The organism is Paenibacillus agricola, assembly GCF_011440305.1.
Lineage (GTDB): Bacteria > Bacillota > Bacilli > Paenibacillales > NBRC-103111 > Paenibacillus_S > Paenibacillus_S agricola.
The window spans coordinates 41,856-67,815 of sequence record NZ_JAAOIW010000008.1 but is presented as its reverse complement, the minus strand read 5'-3'; the positions used below and the strand labels follow the sequence as shown (position 1 = coordinate 67,815).

Here is a 25,960-nt window from a genome sequence, read left to right as displayed (position 1 = left end):
GCCCGCACATACCAGTACGATGCTCACTCTAAATATTGACGCTCTCTGGAGGGAAGGCTGCCCGCTCGCCATCGCCGAGGGCTTGCTTAATCGTGCGAAGGTCATTTCCCAAATACTCAATAAATGTGGTGATATCGGAGCTATGAATGATCATATTCATACCACGCTTCGCCCATTCGATGTGACGATCCGTACCCATCCAGTAATGGATGCCTGCACCGATTCCATGGCTTCGGGCTTTGTCGATAATTTCATCAACCGCCTGTAGAAACACAGGATGGTCATACTGCTCGGGCACATTCAGATTGCAGGAGAGATCATGGGGACCAATGAGCAAGGCATCTATATCGGGTACCTGCAAAATATCATCCAAAGCATCCAAAGCAGGTTTGCTTTCGATGTTGATGATCAATAGGTTCTGCTGGTTATATGCTTGCAGGTAGCGACCCAATTCTTCACTGCAAGTCTCGGTTCCGTCCAGAATTCGTTCCAGCTTCTGGCCCCGCAGCGGACGGTACTTGACAGCACCGCGCAATGCTTGAACCTGCTCTACGGTTTCCACATAAGGCACGATCACTCCGCTTGCTCCCCCATCCAACACCATGGTTGCAGCATAAGGGTCAGGGGATGGAATTCGCACTAGTGGGGCTAGACCGAGTGCCTTGTAGGCGTGACACATCCATGACAGCTCCTGACGGTCAATACTGATATGCTCCGTATCGATAAATACAAAGTCCATACCCAGCTGTCCGATATGTCCGGGCAGTTTAGGAGACGGTGAAGTGATGCATGTTCCGTAAACCCGATTTCCATGTTTCAAAGCTACTTTAAGCTCCTGCGTATTCATGGTTTAACCTCCTTTAGCGTTTTCGTAGAAAACTTACTTCGTAAGCATATGCTCATCATGATAATTCGATTGTAAAAGCACTACGAACAGGGGTCAATCGCCCAGTTTTCACGGCTGTTTCAGATATCGTCCTTGGCAAAAGGGGCGAAAATCGGCACAGGGTAGATTATTGAAACAAATCAGGGAGAGGGAGAAAATGAAACTTTTTTGCTCGTATTGGACGTATCTAAAACGCAGAGGCCGCTGTAATATAGGCATAGACCGACAGTGTTGGGAACAAGGAGGCGTATCCATGGCGGGAAAAGTGTTACCCGAAGTAACAAATTCGAGAACGAGTAAAGAAGCGTTATCATCCAAAATAGCCGATCGGCTAAAGCTGATTGAGCAAGGCAAGTATCTATATTTGATGCTGTTTCTGCCGGCTATTTATTTTATTGTCTTTAAGTATGGTTCGATGTTTGGTTTGTTGATCGCTTTTCAGAATTACAATTTTGTCAAAGGCGTATTTGGAAGCGAATGGGTGGGTTGGTTTCATTTTCGCGACTTTATGTCCGATCCTTATTTTTGGATACTTGTACGCAATACCGTGCTGCTCAATGTATTTATGATCATTTTCTACTTTCCGACTCCGATTATTTTGGCGCTTATTTTAAATGAAGCAAGGATTAAGGTGTTCAAGAAATTCGCGCAGACGGTCAGCTATTTACCGCATTTTCTTTCCACTGTAGTAGTCTGCGGAATGGTGATCAATTTCCTATCCAATGAAGGAATGATCAATCGCTTGATCGGGCTCATCGGCTTGGAGCCAGTTTCCTTCCTGATGGATGCAAATTGGTTTCGGACGATTTATATCAGCTCGGAAATATGGCAGGGTATCGGGTGGGGGTCGATTATCTATCTGGCCGCACTCACCTCCGTCGACCCTCAGCTATATGAGGCGTCCACCATTGATGGAGCCAACCGTTTTCAGCAAATCCGTCATATTACATTGCCTGGAATCGCCCCTGTTATTACGGTGATGTTCCTGCTCAACTTGGGCAATGTGATGTCGATCGGTTATGAGAAAATCTTGCTGTTGTACACTGGCCCTACTTATGAGACTGCAGATGTCATCTCGACTTATGTATATCGCAGAGGCTTGCTCGGCAATGACTTTAGCTATGCAACGGCGGTTGAGTTGTTTCAGTCAGTCATCGCCCTTTGTTTTGTCGTACTGGCCAACCGATTTGCCCGGAAGGTGAGTGAAACAAGCCTATGGTAGACTCCAACATGCAAGTCGCCAAGAAAGTGGCAGCAAGACCGAAGCTAAGAGGCGGTATCAAGCCCACGTTCGGCTCCTTGTTATTCGATTGTGCCATCTATGTGATATTGATTGCTATGGTATTAGTATTTTTGTATCCGCTTTACTATATGACGGTGGTCTCGGTCAGCAATGGGCTTTACGTCATAAGAGGTGAGGTCAAATGGTTCCCGATTGGCTTCAATTTGGATGCGTATAAAATGATTTTATCCGATGCCTCGATCATTCGCGCATATGGAAATACGCTGCTGTATACGACGGTGGGTACATTCATTAATGTGTGTGCAACCGCTCTGTGCGCTTATCCGCTGTCAAGAAACAAGCTGTATGGGCGAAAGCTGTTTACCCTGTTCATTATTATTACGATGTTGTTCCACGGAGGCATGATTCCTTCCTATTTAGTTGTGAACAGCTTGCAATTGACGAACAGCATATGGGCTATTGTAATCCCACCAGCTATTAATGTCTGGTACATGATCATTATGAGAACTTTTTTTCAGAATATACCGAACGAAATTCACGAATCCGCTTATATGGATGGGGCGAACGATTTGACCATTTTCCTGCGAATCGTGCTTCCGCTTTCCCTGCCGGTGATTGCCACAATGACGATGTTTTATGCGGTATGGCACTGGAATAGTTTTTTCCCAGCCATGATTTATTTGTTTGATAATGAGCTTTATCCCGTACAGATTATTATGCGAAGTATGTTGATTGACGGGAGTATAGGTAGCAATGACGTATCACGGGATTTAACGACGATTCAGACGAATATGAAATACGCCGTTATCATTATTACGATTTTACCGATTATTGCGGTGTACCCGTTCATTCAAAAATATTTTGTTCAAGGAGCCATGGTCGGATCGTTGAAAGGGTAACCTCTGATGTGCGGCGTAGTAAAGTGGGGATCCAGTTTAGGCAAGTCCAGTGAAAGGGGTGATTGCCCACCAATAGGCAGTGGATACCTACGTTTCACGGTATGATAAGTCAATGCGATTAATAATTTTCATCACTAACATTCAGGAGGGGTAAAGATGCATACAAAAAAGACCGTATATATGCTGGTTTGCTTATCTATCGTTTTACTCGGAGCGGCGGGCTGCTCGGATACAAAAGGCAGCAGTGCGGCTGGCGACAAGCAGACTACCACAAAACCGACAGCGACCACAACCGAAGGTGAGAAGAAAAGCGGCAAGCTGCTGGATGAACCGGTGACATTTAAGGTGATGATACCGGATTCCTCGCCGCAAATCGTAAAGGATGCGCCAGTATTTAAGCATATATTCGAGAAAACGAATGTGAAATTGGATTTGGAGCCTGTTCCTAGCGCCAACTATGATCAGAAAGCGCAAACATTGATCGCCACTAACAATTTGCCGGATATTATGCGGGTGCCCAACGGTAAGCCCTATTTCAACGAAGCCGCCAAGAACGGAATGTTTCTGCCGATTTCCGATTATTTGGACTATGCGCCCAATATTAAGCGGCTGATGAAGGAAAATAAAGAAATTGGCAAAGGCCAGGTTAACGGGAAGCTATATGGGTTCCCACTGCTGGGTCACTGGAAGCTGCAGCTGGCGCAGGCACCGATGATTCGTATGGATTTGCTCAAGGAGCAAAACCTGGAGGTGCCCAAAACCTACGATGACCTGTACCGTGTTTTGAAAAAATTCAAGGAAGCGTACCCGGACAAAATTCCGTTCACCAATAGAGAGGGAGCGGCCAACCTGCTTATTTCCATGGGATTTGCCATGGGATCGGGTTTCAAGGTGTATTACGATCCCGATGTTAATGGGGGGGAGTATGTATACGGTCCGGCTCACGCCGAGTTCAAATCGCCGCTTGAATTCCTGAATAAGCTGTATAAGGAGAAACTGCTTGATCCCGATTATGCCGTCAATACCGGTGACAATATGAAAGAAAAGCTAAGCTCGGGCCGAGCGTTATTCTACTTCGATAACAACAGCTTTGGAGATCAATTCAATGCTTCCTTGAAGCCGACAAACCCTAATGCGCAGTTTGAGATGCTGCTGCCCATGCAGAATGATTTTGGTAAAACCAGAAATTCGATGTATAAAAAAGACTGGCTGCATCACTTTACAATTAACTCGAAAATCAAAAATCCGAAAGCAGCCGTCCAATTTCTGGATTGGATGTACAGCGATGAAGGTACCTTGATAACGAATTATGGGATTGAAGGAGAGCACTTCAAGATGGAAAACGGCAAGCCGGTCATTGATGACAGCATTATGAAGCAGTTCGCCACTGCCAAGGATCCTTTCCGCAATATGCAGAACGCGCTGGGTGTCGGTTTTCTGGCGTTCGCTTTGAATGTTGACGAGCATGCGATGGCAATAACGTCAACGCCGGATTTGGTAAGATGGAGCGAAATGATCGTTCCGAAGAACGGTTACGTTAGCGAGGTAGTACCACCACCGTTTACGGATGAGGAAATTGACAAGCTGAAAACCATTCTGTCGAAGGTAGATACCATTGTGAATCAGGAAATAGATAAATTCGTCATGGGTGTCAGACCGATGAGTGATTTCGATAGCTTTGCACAGAAGCTTAAGGATAGCGGTTCCACCGAAATTGAGAAGATATACAACGAAGCCAATGATCGTTACAAGAAAAGTAATCCATAAGTAAGGGGGAGAGATGGCGATGGCGATGAAACCGACTATCGATTTAACGACGGCTGTGGTCGTCAGCGCTGAGAGCGCTAGCGGAGCAGAAGCTAAAGCCGTTCAAGTACTTATTGAGGAAATAGCGAAGCGTACAGACGTAACTTTGCGTCATACGTACGACAAACGTGACACGCAGAATGCGGGTGCCGATGAATGTCCGAGTCCTTCCGCTCATCTTACGCCGCACATTATCGTAGGCACATGGGCAAGCCTCGCAGGTCTCGCAAACCTCGGAAACCTGACAAGCTTCGCAAGCGAGACGATTACCGCGACCGAGGCACTGCCCGCGCTTGTGGGCAGCTTGCAGCCGGAAGGTTATGTGCTGCAGGCTGTGAGTACAGCAGGCTTGGCTACCGTGTTTATTATCGGCGCGGATGCCCGGGGTGTCTTATACGGAGTAGGAAAGTTTCTGCGCAAGGCGCTGTTGAAGCAGCAGTCAATCCGATTCGACGAAGCTTACAAAGAAGCGAGCTCGCCCCGCTATCCGATTCGCGGCCATCAGCTGGGATACCGTCCTAAAACGAATGCTTACGATGCCTGGACCGTCGAGCAGTATGAGCAATACATCCGGGAATTGGCGCTATTCGGGGCTAATAGTATCGAGATTATGCCCCCCCGTACGGACGATGACGCCATAGGACCGCTCATGAAGGTCGATCCAAGCGAGATGATGATCCAGTTGTCCGCCATCATCGATTCCTACGGGATGCATGTATGGATTTGGTATCCAAACATGGCTGATGATTATGCCGATCCTCAGGTACGGCAGCTGGAGCTAGCTGAAAGGGAAGAAATATTCAGTAAGCTGTCACGAATTGACGCCGTGATGATTCCCGGGAGCGACCCAGGAGGGATGCATCCCGATCCGCTCTTCGAATGGTCGGAGGAAATGTCACAGCTGCTGCGGCGTTACCACCCCGCGGCAAGCATATGGCTGTCGCCGCAGGTAATGAAGTATGAGCCGAGGCCTTGGCTGGAGGCCTTCTACAAACAGGTGGAACGCGAACCGGAATGGCTCGGAGGCGTTGTGTTCGGACCGCATGTTGACGAATCGCTACCTGACTACCGCGCGAGAATCCCGCAAAAATATCAGATTCGGCGCTATGAGGACATCACCCATAACTTCCACTGCCAGTATCCGGTAGTGGATTGGGATTTGTCTCTGGCGCTGACTGCGGGCAGAGAATCTTATAACCCGCGACCGTTGGCGCAAAAGCATATACACAATGTATTCGCCCCTTATGCGGACGGCAATATCTCGTACTCAGAGGGAATTAACGATGATGTGAACAAATTTATTTGGAGCGACCAGGATTGGAATTCCGATACGCCAGTCATAGAGACGTTAAGGGATTTTGCCCGGCTGTTTATCGGTTGTGATTATGCGGAAACCGTTGCACAGGGTCTGATGGCACTGGAAGCCAATTGGGTCGGCCCGCTTATCGTCAATGACCATGTTGAGGTGACGCTGCAGCAATGGACGCAGCTCGAGGAGGATGCGCCTCCGCAGGTGCTGAACAATTACCGGTTTCAAATGGGCTTGCTGCGGGCTTATTACGACGCCTACGTCAAACGGCGTTTGATTTATGAAACCGAGCTGGAGTACAAGGCCAAGGATGCTTTGCGCGGAGCGCGTTCGTCCGGCAGCCTTGCGGCTCTGGAGCGGGTGGGGCAGCTTCTGCAGCTTTCGGTCACGGAGCCGGTTGCGCAGGATTACAAGCAGAGATGTAGTGATCTGGCTGACGACTTGTTCGCCAATATTGGCTCGCAGCTCACGGTAGAACGCCATTTTGCGATTTCCGTCGGCAGAGGTGCTTTTATGGATACGATCGATGTCCCTTTAAATAATGCAAATTGGCTATATACCCAATGCAGGTTGATTAAAGAGCTGGCAGATGAGGAAGCAAGGCTTGCGCAGATCCGTCAGTTACTTAACCGGACCAATCCCGGCCCGGGGGGCTACTATGACAATTTAGGTTCGAGCTCTAGTGCCAATCGGGTCGATCCGGGCAGGGGCTGGGAAGTGGACCCCGGATATTTGTATTCTCCTCGAACAGCACCATCGATTTATTTGCTGGAGATGAAGAAAGAGAAGCAAGACGCGCTTGGCGGTATCCCGCTTGCTTGGGTCAATCATATCAATACCTTAACGGATACGCCGATTCATGTTACCTACGATCATCTGGACCCGCATTCGAGCTACACCGTTAAGGTTGTTTATGTCGGAGATACCGTTGATGCTGAACTGTCTAGGGATTATTGGGCAAGTATGATGGCTAATGACCGCTATCTGCTTCAGGATGAGGTTCGTATCAAGCAAGGAATGGCAACGACCCACGAATCCCCCATCCCGCAGGAGGCGCATGCGGACGGGAAATTGAAGTTAACTTTTCAGCGCACACGAGGGTTCAAACGATTGAATATTGCCGAAATCTGGATTCTGCGTCAGCACAGTATTCAAGCATAACCGCTACCCGGAAATAGGATGCAGCGGCGGCTAATGAACTTATCGTCCAAGGGCATTTACAGAAGGTCGATCCATACATTAGTATGAATAAATAATAATCACTCGGTCGCCGCGCATTGTAGAGAGGAAATAAGCAGCTATGCTAATGAATAAGAAACGTATCCCCACCTTAAATCCGCTGTTTTTTCGAATATTGCTGTACTTCCTCTCCCTACTGCTCCCTATTATTATTATAGGGGCGGTTTTTTATATCAATGTTAGTAGTCGCTTGCAAGATGAGTTCACCCAGAAAATACAAATGAACTTGCAATCATCCGCCAATACGATTGAAATTTATTTGCGCACCGTTCAAGAAACCAGCCTGAACTTTTTCTATGAGAAGAAGCCACTTTTGCTGCCCTACGACGAGTATACATTAGAGGAGCGTGTACGCATCCCCGAAATTCCCGATACCCTTTCCAGAGTGGCTAATAACCTCAGCGCCTTAATCGATAATCTGTTTCTATTTGCAGATGACCAAAAGGTGTATACAGGCCAGGGGCTCGATGATTTCGATTACTATTTTGAAAAAGGTTCTTTTTTTCAGAAATACAATAAGGAATATTGGAAAAACAAGCTCAACACGGAGAAATCCATCGAGGTCTTGGAAGCTTCCGAAGTGACGCTCAACAATGGCGTACATAAGAACATCGTTCCCCTCGTGTTTATGAATACGGTTAACGGCCATAAGGCCATTCTGGTTACGACAATCTCCGTGGATATGATTAAAAAGACGGTTCTTAATCATGCTGTTACCGAATCCACCTCATTTCTCGTTACCGATACGAATAACAATCTGATTCAGAGCAGTGACCGAAACCTGCTGGATGCCCAAGTGATCCGGCAAATCAGTGAGTTCTTCAGCTCCGGTAAGGTTCAGCATGGCGAGCTCCGAATTGGCAATATCGATTGCATCGTTAATTACGTCAAGTCGGAAAGCTATGGCTGGAACTATTATTCCATCACGCCCGTGTCTGATTTTAAAGAGCAAACGAATTATTTTGTGATGTTAATTGTGATCATTTGCCTCGTTCTAATCGTGGTCGGCATTCTGTTTTCTTTCATATTCACTTTTAATTTATACAACCCGATAAAGCGAATAAGTGACATTTTATTGAGTAAGAGCGAGCTAAACGAGCCGTCGAATGGCTCGGGGGTAGCCAATGAATTCGAGTTTATTGGTAGAGGCATTCATCAACTCATCGAATTTAACCATAAATTCAAGAATGAGCTTGAGGTTATTTCGACGGAGTATATGGATCAAGCCCTGCTGAACTATATTCACGGCAGCGTCGCGGTCAACGAAAGAGATCTGCATAAAATGCTGGTGGACCAGCTTCAATTCAACAACAACGCATACGTGTGCTGCAATATTAAATTCGGTCTTAAACCTGCCTTTTACAGCGACATCCAAGATACCGATCGGCTTATTATTCTTGATAAGATTAAGAAAATTATTTGGGGATTAATCAATCCGCATGTCAATGCCCATATCCTTGAGGAAAAAGAAAACTTGTATATCGCTGTCGTCAATGTACAGGAAGAAGATAGCTTGGTGCAGGTAAAGATGGGGCTTGAGCTATTGCTCGATACATTTCGCTATGATTCGCAATATTGCTATATTCACATTGGGATTGGGAATATCTATAAGGAGATTCGGGGCATTGTGAAATCTTATGCGGATGCTATGCATGTAGTAGAAGCAGTTGACGCCAATAAGGATTTTCAGATGGACGAAGCCCAGGAGCTTCCTCCTGTAGCCATGCTGTATTCGTATTCATTTATGGATGAGAATATGATTTTAAACTGTCTGAAGGCACAGAAGCTGGAAGGTCTGGAGCACCAAATCGAGGGTATCATCAGTAAAAACAAGCTGACAGGGGCGCATTCGATAGTATCTGCTTTATTGTCAGAGATGTATCACACTGGCTGCCGTTTTTTGGCGGAGAAGGGGTTGAATCCCCAGAATTTTGCTGAAGAGCTGGAGCACACGGCTTTGCGGAAAAAGTCCGATCCTCATCTGGGCATAGATGATAAAAAACGTCTGCTGCTCGATTTCTTCCAGCAAATTATTCAGCATTCCTCTGCTCAGGATCAGGGCAAATCGAGCTCGCTCACCTCAACGATTATTAAGTACATCGAAGATAATTATCATCACGATCTTTATCTGGAGAAAATCTCGGGAGAGATGGGGGTGTCCACCAAATATATTTCCAGAATGTTTTTTGAGAAAACGAATGTCCATCTCTCCACATATATTAGCCATTTCCGCATTTCCAAGGCGAAGGAGCTTCTAGTAGAGACCGATTTGAATATTAGTGACATTTCACAAAAGGTCGGAATCTACAGCAGAACAACTTTCATCAGGCTGTTTAAAAAATACGAGGGGATCACGCCCAATCATTATCGGAACATGAAAAAGTAAGTCGCTATTCGCTGTTGTGAGTGTCGTTTAACGAAAGCCGATCAACAGCAGTATCCACCGGAATATTGAAATCATTTATTTTAAGAAGCTTCGCGCCAGGGTTTCGGCACCGATATCGCGGACATGCTTATCATAGTCTTCTATAACATCAATCATGTACTCTTCGTTACCCAACTGGGCTTTGAATATATAATTGTCCTTATCTACTATTTGTACCTGGTGTCCACAGTCCTTGAGGCACTGTTCCATATCTTGGAGCGATGGCTGTTGATTTTCTTCCAAATAAATAAGCCCGCGGGCCAATCGGGTTTCATTACGGCGTATGACCTTAAAATGCATAATATGTTCTTTTTTCATGATATGCCACCTTCCTTAACCAATCTAATTATAAACATCATACAGGAAAACAGGGATGGAGTCTGTGATATTTATTACAGCTAGGGTTCTGATACGTTGTCAGCAGGATGGGAAAAAGCCTGATAACTCCCAATATAACCTAAAGAAGCTCGCCGGAAACGGTATGGGTTTCTTTTTGCATATCATGAGCTGCATGTTGGTTTTTACGTACCCTGTAAATGGTTATAATGCTGGAGGTAAGCGGAATGATTAATTTTAAACATAAATTCCCATGCCGGAAACTCTTGGATATGGTATGGTAGGTAGATGCACATATTCATGAAGTTAATCGCAAAGGGGGAATAACCGTGTCTTTTATAGGAAGATTGTCGTGGTTTTTTAAAGAGCAGTGGGGCAGGTATGTGATGGCCATTGTGCTGATGGCTACGGTGAATATATTAAGTATTATTCCACCCAAAATGATCGGTAACGTCATCGACCAAATACGGACAGGCGGCTTGACGCAGCCCGAGCTGTACCGGAATGTTCTGCTGTTGGTGGGTTTGGCCGTGTTTGTTTACATCATGGTTTACATATGGATAACGACGCTGTTCGGTAATTCCATCTTGCTTGAAAGGCTGCTGAGAGGCCGGCTATTGCAGCATATGACAAAGATGTCACCCTCGTTTTTCCAGAAAAATACGACGGGCGAATTGATGGCACTTGCCACCAATGACGTTTTGGCGATTGGGCAGACGGCGGGGTATGGGGTCATGACCTTGGTCAATACGTTAGTAGGCACAGCCGTTGTACTCATTACGATGGTATCGCTAATCAGCTACAAGCTGATGCTAGCGGCTTTGATTCCATTGCCTTTCTTGACGTTCGTCATTAGCATTCTGGGGAAGCAGATGCGTAAACGTTTTGTGGCAGCCCAAGGCTCCTTCGGCAAGATGAATGACCATGCGCTGGAATCGATCTCCGGCATGCGAGTCATTCGATCCTATGTCCAAGAGGAGCATGATATTAACAAATTCGATGAAGTGACCAAAGATGTTATGAACAAAAATATGAGGGTAGCCGCGATCAACGCTTTATTCCATCCTAGCATTTCAACGATTGTGGGGTTAAGCTATACGATTGGCATTGGTTACGGCTCCTATATGGTGTTTCATAACCAAATATCGCTGGGCCAGCTGATTTCCTTCAATATTTATTTAGGCATGCTGATTTGGCCGATGATTGCGTTTGGCGAGTTTATAAATATTTTGCAGCGTGGGACGGCTTCCGTTGACCGATTAGCGGTCAGCTTTGCCCAACAGGCCGATGTTGTGGACCCTGTATCGACCGTGGACGTGGAGCGGCCTGGCCGAATTGAGCTGAAAGCTTTAAGCTTTCGTTATCCGGGCTCCCAACACGATAGCTTGCGTAATATTTCCTTGCAGCTGGAGCGTGGGCAGACCCTCGGGATTGTCGGCCGCACAGGCAGCGGCAAAAGCACACTGCTCAAGCAGCTGCTGCGGCAGTATCCGATTGAGCCGGAGAAGCTGTTTATCTCCGAGGTTCCGTTGGAGCAAATTTCGCTTGCGCAGGTTCGTGGCTGGATGGGCTATGTGCCACAAGAGCATCTGCTCTTATCCAAGCCGATTCGCGATAATATTGCCTTAGGCAAACCCGAAGCTACTGGAGCAGAGATTGGTAAAGCTGTAGAGATGGCCTCCTTCACGAAGGATGTTGAGCAGCTTCCCGAAGGCTTGGATACGATTGTTGGCGAGAATGGGGTTATGCTTTCTGGAGGCCAGAAGCAGCGGGTGAGCATTGCGAGAGCTTTACTGGTCGATCCGGAAATATTAATCCTCGATGATTCACTGTCAGCGGTTGATGCCCGGACGGAGAGCGCGATATTGGCCAATCTTCGCAAGGAGCGTTCAGGTAAAACGACGGTGATCGCCACACATCGTTTGTCGGCTGTTATGCATGCGGACTGGACGATTGTGCTGGATGATGGGCGCATCATTGAAGAAGGCACGCATGAGCAGCTGATGCTGTTCGGTGGCTGGTACAAAGAGCAGTTTGACCGTCAGCAGATGGAAGCCAGCCTCACGGGCTGAAGCAAGGCAAAGCTTGGATAACAGCGCTAAGCGCGAAAGGAAGTGAATCATGGAACCCAAACAAACGGTAATCAGAAGGCTGGCCGCTTACGCGATGATCTATAAGCTTCGTATTGCAGCAGCGTTGCTTGTGCTCTGCTGTGCAGTTGCCGCCGAGCTTGGAGGACCTTACATAGCTAAAACGATTATAGATAAACATATCAGCAGTGTACAGCTGCCTTGGTATGAAGGGAAGGATTCCCCGGCTCTTGTATCAGGTGGAAAATACGTAGAATTAAACGGGCTGCGCTATATTCGCAGTGATTGGCAGCATCCCGATCAGGAGGAAGCAAGAAAGCAGCTTGCTCCTAGTTGGAGGGAAGTCCGCTTTATGCAGTTGGAAAGTGGTATGTACCTGATCAATTCCACCACGCAATTTGACGGGAATTGGTCGCTGGTGCCAGATGCCGGAAGCCAGGGGACAGTCCCAGGTACAGCCGCTGGCACGAATGCAACGCCAACGATGGATGTAACGCAAGTAACGGTGCAGGTGATTCGTAATGGGGCAGCACCAGAGCTGCATACAGCGCGTAAGCTCTCCGCGGAGCAAGTGGCGCTCCTCTACCAATATGAGGTTGCTCCTGTTATGGGCTGGCTGGGATTATTTATCGGGCTGCTTCTGCTCTCCAGCATCTTGCACTATATCCAAGCGTATACGCTGCAATCCACGGCACTGCGGATCATTCAACGGATGCGAATGGACCTGATGCGGCATATCCAAAAAATCCCGCTGCGCTTTTTCGATAACACCCCGATAGGCCAGGTGGTTTCCCGTATCGCCAATGATACAGAGGCCATCCGCGACCTGTTTATGAGCTTTATGGCAACGTTCGTGGTAAGCATCATCCATCTAATGGGTATCTATGTAGCCTTATTTTTGCTTGATGTACGGCTTGCTTTGGTCACATTGGTGTTCATTCCATTATTTATAGTGGTAATGTGGTTACATGTAAGGTTTTCCCAAAAATATATTACGGTCATGCGTGCCCGTTTAAGCGATATGAACGCCATGATTAGTGAATCGATTGCCGTGATGCCGATCCTACAAATATTTCGCCAAGAGAAGGCACGCTTGAAGGAATTTGAAGTGTTAAATGAAGACAGATACCGCAGTAATATGAAAAATTTTCGGGTGTTTTCTTTATCCTCGCGGAATTTCACCGGTTTGGTGGGCTCTTTATTTACAGCGGGCACGATCTGGTATTTTGGTGGGCAATCGCTGCAGGCTGCGATTTCATTTGGTGTATTTTATGCCTTTATTGATTATTTGGGGCGGTTTTTCCAACCGATTATTGGTATCTTTGACCAGCTGACGAACGCCCAACGTGCAATAGTTTCGGCAGAGAAGGTGTTTTACATCCTTGACCTGGAGGGGGTGGAGCTACAGACGGCCATTGGCATTGCCAAGCCGGATGGGCATGTCGCTTTTGATAATGTAACCTTTGGTTATAAGGAAGGGGAGCCGGTGCTGCGCGGTATTACCTTCGAGGCGAACAAAGGCGAAACCGTGGCGCTGGTCGGCCATACGGGTTCAGGCAAAAGCTCGATTATGAATCTGCTTTTAGGTTTTTACGAACCGTCCCAAGGGGAGATTCGCATCGACGGGCGCAGTATCGCCGGAACATCCAAGCAAGCGCTTCGTAAGCATATGGGGATCGTACTGCAGGATCCGTTCCTATTTGCGGGCGATATCAAGTTTAATGTAGGCTTATATAACGAAGCGATTGATGAGCATAAAGTCAAGCAGGCGCTCATTGATGTAGGAGCGGCATCGTTCATCGAAAAGCTGCCTAACGGCTACAATGAGCTGGTTGTAGAACGCGGCAGCACACTTTCAGCCGGGCAAAGGCAGCTCATTTCTTTTGCGCGTGCGCTTGCCTTTGACCCTTCAATCCTAATTCTTGACGAAGCGACCGCCAGCATCGACAGCGAAACTGAGAGCTTGATCCAGAAGGCGCTCCATGTGGTTAGTGAAGGCAGAACGACCTTCATCATCGCGCATCGGCTATCGACAATACGCGATGCAAACCTGATCCTCGTGCTCAACCGCGGCGAAATCGTGGAGCGCGGCAACCATGAGCAGCTAATGGAGCAAAAGGGCCGCTACCACCAGATGTACCAGCTGCAGAAGGGCGGGGAGCAGGATCCTGCCGGACAATTGGCTTAGCAGAGAGGCAAGCCTAAAGGCTAGGTTAAACCCAGCCAGAGTAAGCTCGCAAAGGCCAAGCTAAACTAACTAAAGCTGTGAAAACCATGTTCAAGCTAAGCCAGGCAGGCCAGGCTCATGCTAAGTGAGCCTGCTTGGCACAGCCGCAGCAGGCTGCCATAACCCAAAAAGCACCGTAAGCAGAGGCGGCTATCGCTATCTGCTTACGGTGCTTTTTGGGGCGTGTGTGGTTGACTGCCCACACATATTGTCCCACCGCGCTTTTGGGGTCTGCGCGCGGTGCAGCAAGGTCTTATCTACGCTCATGCAGATATTGGTCTAGTGTGACATCCCCACCTCACGGAAGCTCCCTTGGTAATAAAGCGTGCCATCGGCATAGAAAATTTTGCAGTAGCCCTCTTTATTATCGCTGCGGAACTCGCCTTCATAATACAGGCAGCCATCGGTCGTATATTCACGGTGCATTTTGTCCTCTAGCATGGAAAATTGTGATATCCGCACGACCAATTGATTAACCAATAAAACATCCGTCCTTGGTGTATGGGTACCGTAGTGCCCAGTTTATTAGCTGACAGGGCACCTGAATTATCGTCCCAAGAGACGGAATAGCCTAGCTTCTCAAAAAAAGTCGTGCTGGAACATAAGAAATATCATGAAACATGAGGATCGGCTGCGTCAAAGTCTGCACTTCTCCGTTAATAACTAATTGAATGGGTTTTTGTTCCTTTGACGAAGCGGCGGATGCTGTATATGGGGGGAAACAGCAGGCTGCTAGACAGCATAGCCGTTGCAAGGGCTGTAAGCGTAGCAAGCATAAAGGCATCAATCGGTTTGCGCAAATTAATCTCTCCTTCATCGTCTGCCAGGTATTCTTCCATCATAGCAGTTTTCTATTTACGGCAAAACGAGATTCCAGCAATTAATAGCGTAAAAGGCAGCATTTTTGCTTTGCGTCAGGGTGAAGAAAAGGCTATAGTTGAAGAAGCATCCCACAAACGGGCAAGGGGCATAGGAGGAACTATGAAAATCAGATATACGAATTTAGATAATATTAAAAAAAACAAGCAATCTATTCTTCATGTCTACAAGTGGATGACAAAAAAGAAGAAGATGTCCCGTTCCTATTTTATCCCCCACCATGCTCAAATTCATAACGAATTGCTTAAGGAAAACGACCATAAAACGACCATAACCTGGATTGGGCATTCTACATTCCTTATCCAAATAGATAATGTAAATATACTTACAGATCCTGTGTATGCCAAAATGATGGGGATAAAAAAGCGGCTGACGGAGCCAGGCATCCCTTTTGCTGATTTGCCGCGGATCGATGTGGTGTTAATCTCACATGCCCATTATGACCATCTGGATTTTCCGACTATCAAAAAAATCGGGAGAGGCGCCAGATACCTGCTTCCGGTGGGCTTGAAAAGCTTATTTATGCGCAAAAAATTCCAACAATCCACGGAGCTGTCATGGTGGGAAAGCACAAGAATCAATGGAGTCGAATTTACATTCGTCCCCGCTCAGCATTGGACAAGGCGTACATTTTTTGATACCAACACGTCACACTGGGGAGGCTGGGTCATTAAAGGCAGAGAAAGCGAAGGAAGCGTGTATTTTGCCGGAGACAGCGCGTATTTCCAAGGCTTCAAGCAGATTGGGGAGCGATTCAATATTGACCAAGCGATCCTGCCCATAGGAGCCTATGACCCGGTGCAAGTGATGAGCAATGCCCATATGTCGCCCGAGGAGGCGGTCAAATCCTTTGTGGATTTGCAGGCGAACACATTTATCCCTATGCATTACGGCACCTTTAAACTCGCCAATGATACGCCTGAGGAAGCGTTAGGGCTGTTGCAGGCAGAATGGAAAAGGCTGCAATTGGAGCGGGAGAGGCTCAAAATTCTTTTGCTTGGAGAAACTTTGTTTGTATAGTGGCAGCTCGGGACATGCAAAAAAGCGGTGGAGCCTAACAAAATAGGTCTCCATCGCTTTTGTTTATGTTCAAGCTTTTCTCTCTCAGCCTGCAATTAAGACCTTCGTGTCATTTGCTGCCAGACGGACCCTTCAGCGGCATGGCCGCCTTCGATTCGCTCAATAGCCAATTTAATCTGCATGCGGATTTCGAATTCGGCGTCATCTTCGGCTTGGTGCAGGGCAGGCAGCGCCTGCTGGTCGCCAACCTCATACAAGAAACGCGCCGCGCGCCAGCGGACCAGCTTGTTAGGGTCAAGCAAGGCCTTCATCATCGCAGGGATTCCATTGGGATTGCCGATATCCGATAAGGTATCGCCAGCGGTACGCCTGACCGATGCAGATTTATCATCAAGTGCTCGTTGCAGATAAGGAAGGACATCCATGGTATCCTTCAAATCACCCAGGAAAACCGCGGCGAGCCGGCGGATCGAAGGCTTTTCATCCTCCAAGGCGTGAGTCAGCAGCGGAAGGGTTTCTGCCGATGGCTTAACCTGCTGGAGGGCAGCATACCGCTGCTTCCAATCGGGATCAGCCAATTGCTGCACTAATTCCGCCTTGGATAAAGTTGCACGCCCCGCCGAGCTCACAGCAGCAACGCCTTCAACCACGTCCCCCCCGAGCTGCTGCGCCTGGGTAACCAAGGACTGCAGCCGGGACTCATCGTAGGCAGCATCAATTTCCTGCGTGATTTCCTCCAGCACTTCCTTAAGCTCACCGTAGCGGATCCCCCAATCCTCCAAGGTTCGCTCCTTGATCAGGTTGGGCGAAGCAGAGGCGGCGCGGATAGCCGCTTCATTGAAGCGGGCAGGCAGTCCTGCGCGCTGCTGCTCCATGCCGCTTTGGACACGCACCTGCAGCGGAATCCCGCGGAAATGCTGCAGCAGCACCTGCACTTCACCGAAGTGGGCATCCTCTTGAGACCCTTCTCCTGCTGCTTGGCTTTGGGAGTTGGTGCTGCTGGCCAGATCTGGTGGCTGTATCGTAGCAGAGGCACCGCCAAGCGCTTCGTGAATGTGCGCAAGGATTGGCTGCCAATCTGCGCTGCCCATGCGGTCAACCGCAATAAAATCAGCGGCATGGTAAACGCTTTTGACGCCATGGATGGCGAGTAGCTTTTGGATAAAAGCAGGCGCAGCAGCCGTGTTAGCTTTGGCGTACGTAGTACGGATGCCATCGGGAATCCGTTCGTTTACTTGGATTTTCATCGTATTGGGACTAGGGGTCGGTTCTATGGACACAATGTGCATGAAAGGGCCACCTTTCTTAAAACCATATTAAAATCAGCATTTGACTCCATCAAATATGCATGGGGGGGCATGACCAGAAAATAATCGTAATCAGAAAATAATCGTAATCAGAAATTGGAAAATCGGAAAATAGTGTGGAGCCCAAAAAAGACCGTATGTGCCTGCAAGGCTGGCACCGGTCTTTTTAGTATGTGAGCTTCCACATGATTTGATTAATTATTAAGTGCAGCTAGCCGGTTAGCGTATTTAATCCTTATCCACTAAATTACGGTGTAAATAGTGCTCATCCAACGTTTTGGTTAAATCGAAAACCGTATGTGCCAAATCGAGATTTTCAAAAATATGCTCGCATTGCTCTTTGTAGGCAAGCTCTTCATCATAATGCGCTGTGGATCTTTCAATGATATCAGCCGATTCTCCACGCAATTCCTCACGTTTGATAATCGTTTGACGATCTACATAGATAAAAATGCGGGTCGCTTTTCGACCGTACCGTTTTTTGACGTTTTCAGCCCCATCTTTGTTAAGGACGAGATAGACCACACCGTATAATTCCAGCATGTCAGCCAAGTCCTGCTCCTTAACCCCGTAGCAATTACCGTCTAATTCAATGACTTCAATAAATTCGTTGGCCTGCTGGGCTGCAACAAAAACTTCTCGGTCTACAAAATGATAATCCTGTCCATTTTCTTCACCTGATCGGGGTGCTCTTGTTGTGTACGAAATCACTTGCCTCATGCCTAGCGTATTACCTGACATTTGCGCTACAGTCTTTCGTCCGGCGCCATTGGGGCCGGTAAAGACAAAAATAATATCATGATCTTTTAATTCGTACATAGAAGCCCTCCTAGGTTTGGCAATATTAAGGACTATGGATATGAACTATATTTTACATGGTTTTCTTCTTAGGGTAAAGAGCTCAAACCAGGTTACACCCAGACCATATTCATGTTGCAACCAGGTGGCAAAGCCTTGAAGCTGTATCAGCTTCAAGGTAATACCACAGGTTCAGTTTCTATTGCCTAGCTCCAACGCTCAACGTCCGCTACGTCCTCGCGGACCGCTGCCCTTGCTTCCGCTGCTTGGGCGGCTTGCCCTGCTGACGGGGGCTGACCCGTGCTTCCCGGACGCCGGGCGATCCTGCCGTCCGCCGCCTGCAGAACGGTCGCTGCTGCGTGGCCCTGCTCCCGCTGCTCCGCGGCCTGCGCTTGCTTTGCCGCGCTGCTGGGCATCGCGCTTGGTCGTCCATTCACCGCCATCGCGGGATGGGCGTGCTGCGTCCGACCCGCTACTGCTGCGGCCTGAAGAAGACCGGTAGGTGCTGGAATCAGACTGGCTAGCCGCGCCGGCTCCACGGTCTTGGGAGCCGTATTCGCGGTCTTTATTGCGATTCGGAGCGCCGACCTTGCCGAAGATGCCGCTGAGGCTTCTTCCTGCACCGCCGCTACCACCGCGCTCCGCATCGGCGCGTCCGCCGCTTGGTGCGCTGCCGCCGCGTTTGGCGCCATAGCCCGCCGCCGCGCCACGCTCTGCGCGCTCCGGCTTGCCTGCGCCGCCCGCTGCACTGCCGCCTGTGCGTGTGCGTCCCGCCGCGGTACCGCCTGCGCGTTCCGCGCTGAAGCGCCCACGCCCAACTTCACCGCCGCGTGCGCCGCCGGCCCGTGCCGAGCGCTCGCCGCCTGCGCCTGCATCGTCGCCCTCACGCTTGCGCCAGCCGCCCGCGTCTACACGCGCGCCGCCGCGTACGCCGGCGGTGTGCCCGCCGAAGCCGCTACGGCTTCGTGCCGGTGCGCCGCTTGGCGCCGCGCCACGCCGTTCGCCGCCATCGCTGCGGCTGCCGCCACGCCCGCGCGGTCCGCCGCTTGAGCGCTCGGAGCGTTCGTTGCTCATGCTGACGCGGTCGGTCACGCCCCTGCGTGCAACAACGCCTGTCCGGCCGCTTGTTTGCTCGGCGCTTAGCTCGCCATCAGCTAGCATGGTACGGATAGGCAGCTCGGCATTGATGCCTTGCTCAATCTCCGCTAGCGTGCGCATATCGCGCTGCGTAATCATCGTGACCGCCATGCCGCGTTGTCCTGCCCGCCCTGTGCGGCCAATCCGGTGAATATAAGCCTCGGTATCATGGGGCATATCATAGTTGAATACGTGAGTAATGCCTTCAACATCAAGGCCACGCGATGCGATATCGGTGACTACAAGGAATTGGATTTTGGCATCGCGAAATCTTTTCATGACCTGCTCGCGTTTACCTTGCGTTAAATCACCATGCAGCTCATCAGAAACATAGCCCAGATCCTGCAAAGCCTTATTCAATTCGGCAGCCCGCACCTTAGTGCGACAAAAAATCATTGCCAAATAAGGACGGAATTCCTCCATTAAATGAACAAGTGCTTCCTGTTTACCACGATCTGTGGTTTTAATTGCAATTTGTTCAATTTCCGTTAAAGTAATTTGTCTCGTTTTTACTTTGATTTCCTGTGGGGATCTCATATAGCCTTTGGCGAGATTACGGATCGGTGTGGGCATTGTGGCGGAGAATAGCAAGGTTTGCCGTTTGACAGGTGTTTGTATGATGATTTCCTCAACATCTTTAAGAAAGCCCATATGGAGCATTTGGTCGGCTTCATCGAGTACCAAGGTAGCTACCTTTCCCAGCATGACCGTTTCCCGGCGGATATGGTCTAGTAGGCGTCCTGGAGTCGCTATGATCAGGTGAATCGTGCCCGCCAGCTTTTTTAACTGCCGTTCGACATCCTGACCCCCATAAGCAGCGAGTACGTTCATTCCTTTGAGCGGAGCCCATTTTTGTACCTCGGCTGTAATTTGAAGTGCCAGTTCACGGGTTGGCGTAATGATCAGCGCTTGGGTGTAATTTTTGACCGGGTCGAAGTTTTCCAGTATAGGCAATACAAAAGCTAATGTTTTGCCAGTCCCAGTTTGGGCTTGCGCAATAACATCGTGCCCAGCCATAACGACGGGAATTGCTTCCTTCTGGATTGGCGTGGGTTCGGTATAGCCTTGCTGTGCTAAGGCTTCTGCTAGCTCTTCACTAACACCTAGCTTGGTAAAATTGGATTTCATTGTTGTTTAATCTCCTTCATCTATTTGGTTCATTCCTTGATCACATCTTGCAACTGCAGTTTATACGTGCAAACCGGCTTATCTAGACCAAACCATTTAATGTGCGTAAATTTCAAGGCTCTTACCTTGCATTCTACAGGAATCGGTAGGAAAAAGAAACCAGCTTCCCTCACAATCAACGTCAAAAACCCCCGTAGGTTCCTTCATTTATATAATGAAAGGGAACATCGAAGGGGGCGGAGGCTGCTCTGGGTAGTTTAACCTGGGTCATTTCCAGGCTTTATTAAATTTCTCTATTGCTCAGACTGGGTAGGGATGGTTGGCAATGTTCCGAATATACGTTCCGATAAAGAGTCAAACATGGGTAGGTATGGCTTTAAATCCTGCCCTTTCCAAGCCTCCTGCGCTAAACGGTTCAGTTCATTGATATAGTCGCGGTTCGCCGAAATATACACATCGGACACCAATGGATTCAGCAAACGGATTTTTTCGGCAATCTTTTGCTTAAATAAGTGCGTGATTTGCTCATGGTTTTTTACGGTATCATAGGAATTGGTGCCCGTGGCAAGCAGGTTGGGATCTGCATAATCGTTAAAAGGAGTGCTGGGATTATACAAACCTCTGACCGTTCCCCCATTATTCGTTTCCGTCGGAGTGCTTTTTGTACCGGTGGCCGTATTGTCAATCATGATTGCTACATAAGCAGTTTGGTCTGCCATCATCACGATGCAGCTGTTCACACCATCCATAGCAGCAACCTGCTCGGATAAAAATGGATTCATTTCAAGTGTCGAATGCTGGTGTGATACTAGCGAATTTTGTTGCTCGGTTTGGTAGGCCCTTGTCGTATCCTGTCGAGTTTCTCCATTTCTGCTTCCATAATTCGTGGCGCTGTTTTGATCATACCAGCTAAAGCAGCCGCAGAGCCCGATTAAACAGCTAAAGCATAAAATGGCTAGGCCAAAACGCCTGTTATTCATACAATTCCTCCTTATATATCCAATGGGGCTTAGTTGCTCCTAAATGGTTTTTCCAATAGCATGGATCAAATTGCGGAAATTATACGTCAATAAATGAATACTTCAAGGTGCATAAAACTATCCGTTTGTGGGTATAAAATCAGAGAGGCCATATGAAAAAAGTGAGGAGCGGCGCAGGTTGAGAACAATTTGTGAACTTCACGAGATTGATTGACAAAAAAGGGGTACGAATTTATAGTTAATATGGTGATTAGGTTCATTGACAATATGTGACCTTTTGTTCGAAAAATATTTGCTTTAGAGGTGGGATTAATAAGATGAATCGTTGGCAAAATCTGTGGCGTTATATCCCTCTTTTCGGGTTGATGTTGCTTTTATCGGGCTGCGGGAACGATACAATGTCCGCTTTGAGACCGAGAGGTCCAGTCGCCCGAGACCAGATGTTTTTAATGGAGCTGAGTCTTGGCATCATGGTTCTGGTAACCATAGTCGTATTTGCGATCTACATTTATGTACTCGTACGCTTTCGGAAGAAAAAAGGCGACAAGGATATCATTCCGAAGCAAGTAGAAGGAAGCCATGTCCTAGAAATTATTTGGACGGTTGTTCCTATTATTTTGCTGCTTATTTTGGCTGTCCCAACCGTAACCTACACCGTGAAGCTTGCGGAGAACCACGTGGGTAACAAGGATGCTATTCATGTTAAAGTGACTGCGCATCAATTCTGGTGGCAATTTGAATATCCGGAATTGGGTATTGCTACGGCACAAGATTTAGTTATTCCCAAAGGCAAAAGAATCGCTTTTGAGATTACTTCCTCTGATGTGCTTCACTCCTTCTGGGTACCATCATTAGCCGGTAAACAAGATACAAACCCAGGCATGACTAACATCTTGTATTTTGAAGCGGATGATGCGGCAGTGTTCATGGGGAAATGTGCGGAGCTTTGTGGAGCCTCACATGCATTAATGGATTTTAAGGTTGTGTCTAAGACCGAAGCTGACTTTACCAAATGGGTCGACAAAATGAAAGCTCCATCCGTTGTTGCAGCATCCGATACCGGTGCGAAAAACGGCGAGCAAATTTTCAAAGATAATTGCCTTGCCTGTCACGCCGTTAGTCCTCAAGGACTCGGAGTCGGACCTAACCTCAACGGCTTTGCAGCACGTGAGATGATTGCAGGCGTTAAGACTCGGGGAGAAATGAATGACCAGAATTTGCATGAATGGATTAGCAATCCGCAATCCGTTAAACCAGGCAACAAAATGCCAGCGTTTGGTCCTACGGGTGGCAAACCGCTGCAGGAACAACAAATTAATGACGTTATCAAATATTTGAATACCTTGAAATAAAGCACATCTTGGTACAAAGGAGGTAAACACGTTGGATCATTCTCATCCAGTAAAGCACTACACCGGTCTTATGGACTGGTTAACTACAGTTGACCATAAAAAAATCGGTATCTTGTATTTAATCGCAGGCGGCTTCTTTTTCTTGATCGGTGGTCTTGAAGCCATTCTGATCCGGATTCAGCTTGCATTTCCTGACCAGAAGATTTTTATCGGCGATTCATTTAATGCCTTAACCACCATGCACGGAACGACGATGATTTTCTTCGCGGTGATGCCGATTATTTTCGCTTTTATGAATGCGATCGTCCCGCTCCAGATTGGCGCACGTGACGTTGCATTCCCATTTGTAAATGCTCTTGGGTTATGGTTGTTTTTCTTTGGTGGAGTCATGCTGAATGTTAGTTGGTTCCTAGGCGGAGCTCCAGCAGCCGGCTGGACAGCATATGCCCCTTTATCAACCATTGTTGATGCGACCTCAGCCTATCACGGCGTGGACTTTTATGTACTAGGTCTGCAAATCGCTGGATTGGGTACACTAATCGGGGGTATTAACTTCCTTGTAACGATCATTAATATGCGTGCTCCTGGTATGACATACATGAGAATGCCGATGTTTACTTGGACAATATTTATCACCTCAGCATTAATTTTATTCGCTTTTCCAGCTATTACAGTTGGTTTGGTTGAATTAATGTTTGACCGATTATTCGATGGGGCGTTCTTCGATATATCTAGAGGCGGTAATGTTGTATTATGGCAGCATTTATTCTGGATATTCGGGCATCCCGAAGTGTATATCCTAATTTTGCCGGCATTCGGGATTGTTTCCGAAGTTGTTAGTACATTTTCTAAAAAACGCCTTTTTGGTTACAGCTCCATGGTATTTGCAACGGCCCTAATTGGGTTTTTGGGTTTCATGGTTTGGGTTCACCATATGTTTACAACGGGTATTGGTCCTGTAGGTAATGCAATCTTCGCGATTGCTACAATGGCAATTGCCGTGCCTACTGGTGTGAAAATCTTTAACTGGCTATTTACGCTTTGGGGCGGTCAAATCACGTTCTCAACAGCCAATATTTTTGCCACATCGTTTATCCCAACATTTGTTATGGGTGGTGTGACAGGGGTTATGCTTGCGGTTCCTCCTGCGGATTACCAGTATCATGATACTTATTTTGTCGTAGCGCATTTCCACTATGTTATTGTTGGTGGGCTTGTCTTGGGTTTATTCTCCGGATGCTACTACTGGTGGCCAAAGATGTTCGGGCGTATGCTTAATGAAACCTTAGGTAAAATACATTTCTGGACCTTTTTTGTAGGCTTCCATCTTACGTTTTTCCCGCAGCATTTCTTGGGTTTAATGGGAATGCCGCGCCGGGTGTTTACATACCAGCCGGGGCAAGGATTGGAAGAAGGAAACTTTATTAGTACGATTGGTGCTTTTTTAATGGGCATCGGAATGATCGTTTTCTTAATCAACATCATTGCTACAGCACGCAAGCCACAAAATGCGCTTGCAGATCCGTGGGATGGTCGTACTTTGGAATGGTCAATTCCGTCACCAGCACCGGAATATAACTTTAAACAGACACCGCTTGTGCGTGGATTAGATGCACTTTGGAAGGAAAAAATGGCAGGCAACAAAGAAATGACGCCGGCTGAACCTATTGGCCCCATCCATATGCCTTCAGCATCTATTTTACCATTAGTATTCTCGATCGGATTCTTTATTGCAGGATTCGGATTTATGTACCACACCTATTCCGTTTCTATTATCGGCGGTGTTATTATGTTTGGTTGTATGTTCCTTAGATCCGTATATGATGACAAAGGTTACCACATTGAGCCGGAAGAACTTGAAGATGATAAGGGGGCTAAGGCATGAGTGCGCATCATGAAGTAGGCGGTGCACTGCCACCTCACCCGGAAACGGCAACACTAGAAGGCAAGAATAAGGTTATGGGCTTCTGGCTTTTCTTAGGCGGAGAGTGCGTATTGTTCGGTACGTTGTTCGCAACGTTTATAGCCTTGCGTAACCAAGTACCTGATGGGCCTACCGGACAAGAAATATTTAATTTAACGATTGTGGCTATATCTACCTTTATTTTGCTAACAAGCTCCTTGACCAGTGTATTTGCTACAATGGCGATGCACCGTAATGATTTGAAGATGTTAAATGTATGGATGGGCGTTACCGTTTTACTTGGTTTGGCATTTTTGGGTCTGGAAATTTACGAGTTCTTCGTATATGTTCATGAAGGGCATACCTTTACCAGAAGCGCTTTTGCCACCTCATTCTATACATTAGTTGGTTTTCACGGAGCACACGTTGCATTTGGGGTTCTGTGGATTGGCTTGCTAATTGTTTCATCCTTCAAAAAAGGGTTAACTGTAGTTACAGCTCCTAAGTATTATGTAGCTGGATTGTACTGGCATTTTATCGACGTTGTTTGGATATTTATCTTCACTGTAGTGTACTTGATGGGGAAGGTGGGACCATAATATGAGCAGCCATTCGCACGCAACTCCAGCAAATAAACGGCATAAAGTGGAAAGCCCCAAAAACCATTATTTGTCATATATCATTTCAATCCTATTAACTATGCTGGCTTTTGCCGCTGTCCTCTATGGTGGCTTAGACCGTTCATTCCTTATTATGTTTTTGGTCGGACTGGGCATTGTCCAAAGTATATTCCAGCTAACCTACTGGATGCACATGAAGGAAAGAGGTCACCTATTTCCGATTATTGGGATCCTATTCGGAGCGTTTGTTGCTGTAACAGCAGTAGCAGCAGCCGTATACTGGATGTGGTGGTAAGAGAAGAGAGAGGCTTTTAGAAATAAAAGCCTCTTGTTTTTTTTTACTATGTACTTTTTTTCACATAGTAAATTAAGTAAT

The 25,960-nt window shown here is 47.5% G+C and carries 20 protein-coding genes; 12 read left to right on the top strand and 8 right to left on the bottom strand.

Annotated features, from left to right (window positions below):
* Positions 1–28: 28 nt before the first annotated feature.
* Positions 29–847, bottom strand: coding sequence for an HpcH/HpaI aldolase family protein (locus G9U52_RS21125; protein ID WP_166152645.1), 819 nt, complete (start codon positions 845–847; stop codon positions 29–31).
* A 292-nt stretch (positions 848–1,139) separates the two neighbouring features.
* Between G9U52_RS21125 and G9U52_RS21120 the strand changes: the two genes are divergently transcribed.
* From G9U52_RS21120 to G9U52_RS21100, 5 genes are all read left to right on the top strand, one after another.
* A complete protein-coding gene (locus G9U52_RS21120) occupies positions 1,140–2,108 on the top strand; it encodes an ABC transporter permease (RefSeq protein WP_166152644.1) in 969 nt (322 codons plus the stop codon).
* 8 nt (positions 2,109–2,116) lie between these two features.
* Positions 2,117–3,028, top strand: a complete 912-nt coding sequence (locus G9U52_RS21115; protein WP_166152872.1) for a carbohydrate ABC transporter permease — start codon at positions 2,117–2,119, stop codon at positions 3,026–3,028.
* A gap of 156 nt (positions 3,029–3,184) precedes the next feature.
* Positions 3,185–4,795, top strand: a complete 1,611-nt coding sequence (locus G9U52_RS21110; RefSeq protein WP_166152643.1) for an extracellular solute-binding protein — start codon at positions 3,185–3,187, stop codon at positions 4,793–4,795.
* Positions 4,796–4,814: 19 nt separating this feature from the next.
* The gene (locus tag G9U52_RS21105) at positions 4,815–7,304 is read left to right on the top strand and encodes an alpha-glucuronidase family glycosyl hydrolase (protein WP_166152642.1); all 2,490 of its coding nucleotides are present in this window, start codon (positions 4,815–4,817) and stop codon (positions 7,302–7,304) included.
* A gap of 145 nt (positions 7,305–7,449) precedes the next feature.
* Positions 7,450–9,768, top strand: a complete 2,319-nt coding sequence (locus G9U52_RS21100; protein ID WP_166152641.1) for a helix-turn-helix domain-containing protein — start codon at positions 7,450–7,452, stop codon at positions 9,766–9,768.
* Between the two features lie 75 nt (positions 9,769–9,843).
* Here the strand turns inward: G9U52_RS21100 and G9U52_RS21095 are convergent, their stop codons facing one another.
* Positions 9,844–10,125, bottom strand: coding sequence for a hypothetical protein (locus G9U52_RS21095; protein WP_166152640.1), 282 nt, complete (start codon positions 10,123–10,125; stop codon positions 9,844–9,846).
* A gap of 347 nt (positions 10,126–10,472) precedes the next feature.
* Here G9U52_RS21095 and G9U52_RS21090 point away from each other — a divergent pair, with 347 nt between their 5' ends.
* On the top strand, positions 10,473–12,215 hold the full coding sequence (locus G9U52_RS21090; protein WP_166152639.1) for an ABC transporter ATP-binding protein: 1,743 nt from the start codon (positions 10,473–10,475) through the stop codon (positions 12,213–12,215).
* Positions 12,216–12,264: 49 nt separating this feature from the next.
* A complete protein-coding gene (locus tag G9U52_RS21085; RefSeq protein ID WP_166152638.1) occupies positions 12,265–14,421 on the top strand; it encodes an ABC transporter ATP-binding protein in 2,157 nt (718 codons plus the stop codon).
* Positions 14,422–14,739: 318 nt separating this feature from the next.
* Here the strand turns inward: G9U52_RS21085 and G9U52_RS21080 are convergent, their stop codons facing one another.
* Together G9U52_RS21080 and G9U52_RS21075 are read right to left on the bottom strand one after the other, a co-directional pair.
* Positions 14,740–14,940, bottom strand: coding sequence for a toxin-antitoxin system YwqK family antitoxin (locus tag G9U52_RS21080; RefSeq protein WP_166152637.1), 201 nt, complete (start codon positions 14,938–14,940; stop codon positions 14,740–14,742).
* A gap of 176 nt (positions 14,941–15,116) precedes the next feature.
* Positions 15,117–15,302: a hypothetical protein gene (locus G9U52_RS21075; protein ID WP_207953111.1), complete on the bottom strand. Its 186-nt coding sequence runs from the start codon at positions 15,300–15,302 to the stop codon at positions 15,117–15,119.
* 139 nt (positions 15,303–15,441) lie between these two features.
* Here G9U52_RS21075 and G9U52_RS21070 point away from each other — a divergent pair, with 139 nt between their 5' ends.
* Positions 15,442–16,359: an MBL fold metallo-hydrolase gene (locus tag G9U52_RS21070; protein WP_166152635.1), complete on the top strand. Its 918-nt coding sequence runs from the start codon at positions 15,442–15,444 to the stop codon at positions 16,357–16,359.
* Positions 16,360–16,454: 95 nt separating this feature from the next.
* Here the strand turns inward: G9U52_RS21070 and G9U52_RS21065 are convergent, their stop codons facing one another.
* The 4 genes from G9U52_RS21065 to G9U52_RS21050 form a co-directional block, all read right to left on the bottom strand.
* Positions 16,455–17,648, bottom strand: a complete 1,194-nt coding sequence (locus tag G9U52_RS21065; protein WP_166152634.1) for a virulence factor — start codon at positions 17,646–17,648, stop codon at positions 16,455–16,457.
* Positions 17,649–17,894: 246 nt separating this feature from the next.
* A complete protein-coding gene (locus tag G9U52_RS21060) occupies positions 17,895–18,485 on the bottom strand; it encodes a guanylate kinase (RefSeq protein ID WP_166152633.1) in 591 nt (196 codons plus the stop codon).
* A gap of 198 nt (positions 18,486–18,683) precedes the next feature.
* A complete protein-coding gene (locus G9U52_RS21055; RefSeq protein ID WP_166152632.1) occupies positions 18,684–20,729 on the bottom strand; it encodes a DEAD/DEAH box helicase in 2,046 nt (681 codons plus the stop codon).
* 293 nt (positions 20,730–21,022) lie between these two features.
* Positions 21,023–21,709 (bottom strand): YhcN/YlaJ family sporulation lipoprotein, encoded by a 687-nt coding sequence (locus G9U52_RS21050; protein ID WP_166152631.1) that lies wholly within the window; start codon positions 21,707–21,709, stop codon positions 21,023–21,025.
* A gap of 317 nt (positions 21,710–22,026) precedes the next feature.
* Here G9U52_RS21050 and coxB point away from each other — a divergent pair, with 317 nt between their 5' ends.
* The 4 genes from coxB to G9U52_RS21030 are packed head-to-tail and all read left to right on the top strand — an operon-like array spanning position 22,027 to position 25,879.
* A complete protein-coding gene (coxB, locus tag G9U52_RS21045) occupies positions 22,027–23,061 on the top strand; it encodes a cytochrome c oxidase subunit II (protein WP_166152630.1) in 1,035 nt (344 codons plus the stop codon).
* Between the two features lie 31 nt (positions 23,062–23,092).
* Complete coding sequence (gene ctaD, locus G9U52_RS21040) at positions 23,093–24,946, top strand: cytochrome c oxidase subunit I (protein WP_166152629.1); 1,854 nt, start codon at positions 23,093–23,095, stop codon at positions 24,944–24,946.
* A complete protein-coding gene (locus tag G9U52_RS21035) occupies positions 24,943–25,563 on the top strand; it encodes a cytochrome (ubi)quinol oxidase subunit III (RefSeq protein WP_166152628.1) in 621 nt (206 codons plus the stop codon). Before ctaD ends, G9U52_RS21035 begins: the two co-directional genes overlap by 4 nt.
* Before the next feature lies 1 nt (position 25,564).
* Complete coding sequence (locus G9U52_RS21030) at positions 25,565–25,879, top strand: cytochrome C oxidase subunit IV family protein (protein WP_166152627.1); 315 nt, start codon at positions 25,565–25,567, stop codon at positions 25,877–25,879.
* Positions 25,880–25,960: the final 81 nt, after the last annotated feature.

Bases quoted from the DNA above. Each gene is read 5' to 3' on its own strand.
- G9U52_RS21125 (WP_166152645.1), bottom strand. From the start codon at position 847: ATGAATACGCAGGAGCTTAAAGTAGCTTTGAAACATGGAAATCGGGTT.
- G9U52_RS21120 (WP_166152644.1), top strand. From the start codon at position 1,140: ATGGCGGGAAAAGTGTTACCCGAAGTAACAAATTCGAGAACGAGTAAA.
- G9U52_RS21115 (WP_166152872.1), top strand. From the start codon at position 2,117: ATGCAAGTCGCCAAGAAAGTGGCAGCAAGACCGAAGCTAAGAGGCGGT.
- G9U52_RS21110 (WP_166152643.1), top strand. From the start codon at position 3,185: ATGCATACAAAAAAGACCGTATATATGCTGGTTTGCTTATCTATCGTT.
- G9U52_RS21105 (WP_166152642.1), top strand. From the start codon at position 4,815: ATGGCGATGAAACCGACTATCGATTTAACGACGGCTGTGGTCGTCAGC.
- G9U52_RS21100 (WP_166152641.1), top strand. From the start codon at position 7,450: ATGAATAAGAAACGTATCCCCACCTTAAATCCGCTGTTTTTTCGAATA.
- G9U52_RS21095 (WP_166152640.1), bottom strand. From the start codon at position 10,125: ATGAAAAAAGAACATATTATGCATTTTAAGGTCATACGCCGTAATGAA.
- G9U52_RS21085 (WP_166152638.1), top strand. From the start codon at position 12,265: ATGGAACCCAAACAAACGGTAATCAGAAGGCTGGCCGCTTACGCGATG.
- G9U52_RS21075 (WP_207953111.1), bottom strand. From the start codon at position 15,302: ATGATGGAAGAATACCTGGCAGACGATGAAGGAGAGATTAATTTGCGC.
- G9U52_RS21070 (WP_166152635.1), top strand. From the start codon at position 15,442: ATGAAAATCAGATATACGAATTTAGATAATATTAAAAAAAACAAGCAA.
- G9U52_RS21065 (WP_166152634.1), bottom strand. From the start codon at position 17,648: ATGCACATTGTGTCCATAGAACCGACCCCTAGTCCCAATACGATGAAA.
- G9U52_RS21060 (WP_166152633.1), bottom strand. From the start codon at position 18,485: ATGTACGAATTAAAAGATCATGATATTATTTTTGTCTTTACCGGCCCC.
- G9U52_RS21055 (WP_166152632.1), bottom strand. From the start codon at position 20,729: ATGAAATCCAATTTTACCAAGCTAGGTGTTAGTGAAGAGCTAGCAGAA.
- G9U52_RS21050 (WP_166152631.1), bottom strand. From the start codon at position 21,709: ATGAATAACAGGCGTTTTGGCCTAGCCATTTTATGCTTTAGCTGTTTA.
- coxB (WP_166152630.1), top strand. From the start codon at position 22,027: ATGAATCGTTGGCAAAATCTGTGGCGTTATATCCCTCTTTTCGGGTTG.
- G9U52_RS21035 (WP_166152628.1), top strand. From the start codon at position 24,943: ATGAGTGCGCATCATGAAGTAGGCGGTGCACTGCCACCTCACCCGGAA.
- G9U52_RS21030 (WP_166152627.1), top strand. From the start codon at position 25,565: ATGAGCAGCCATTCGCACGCAACTCCAGCAAATAAACGGCATAAAGTG.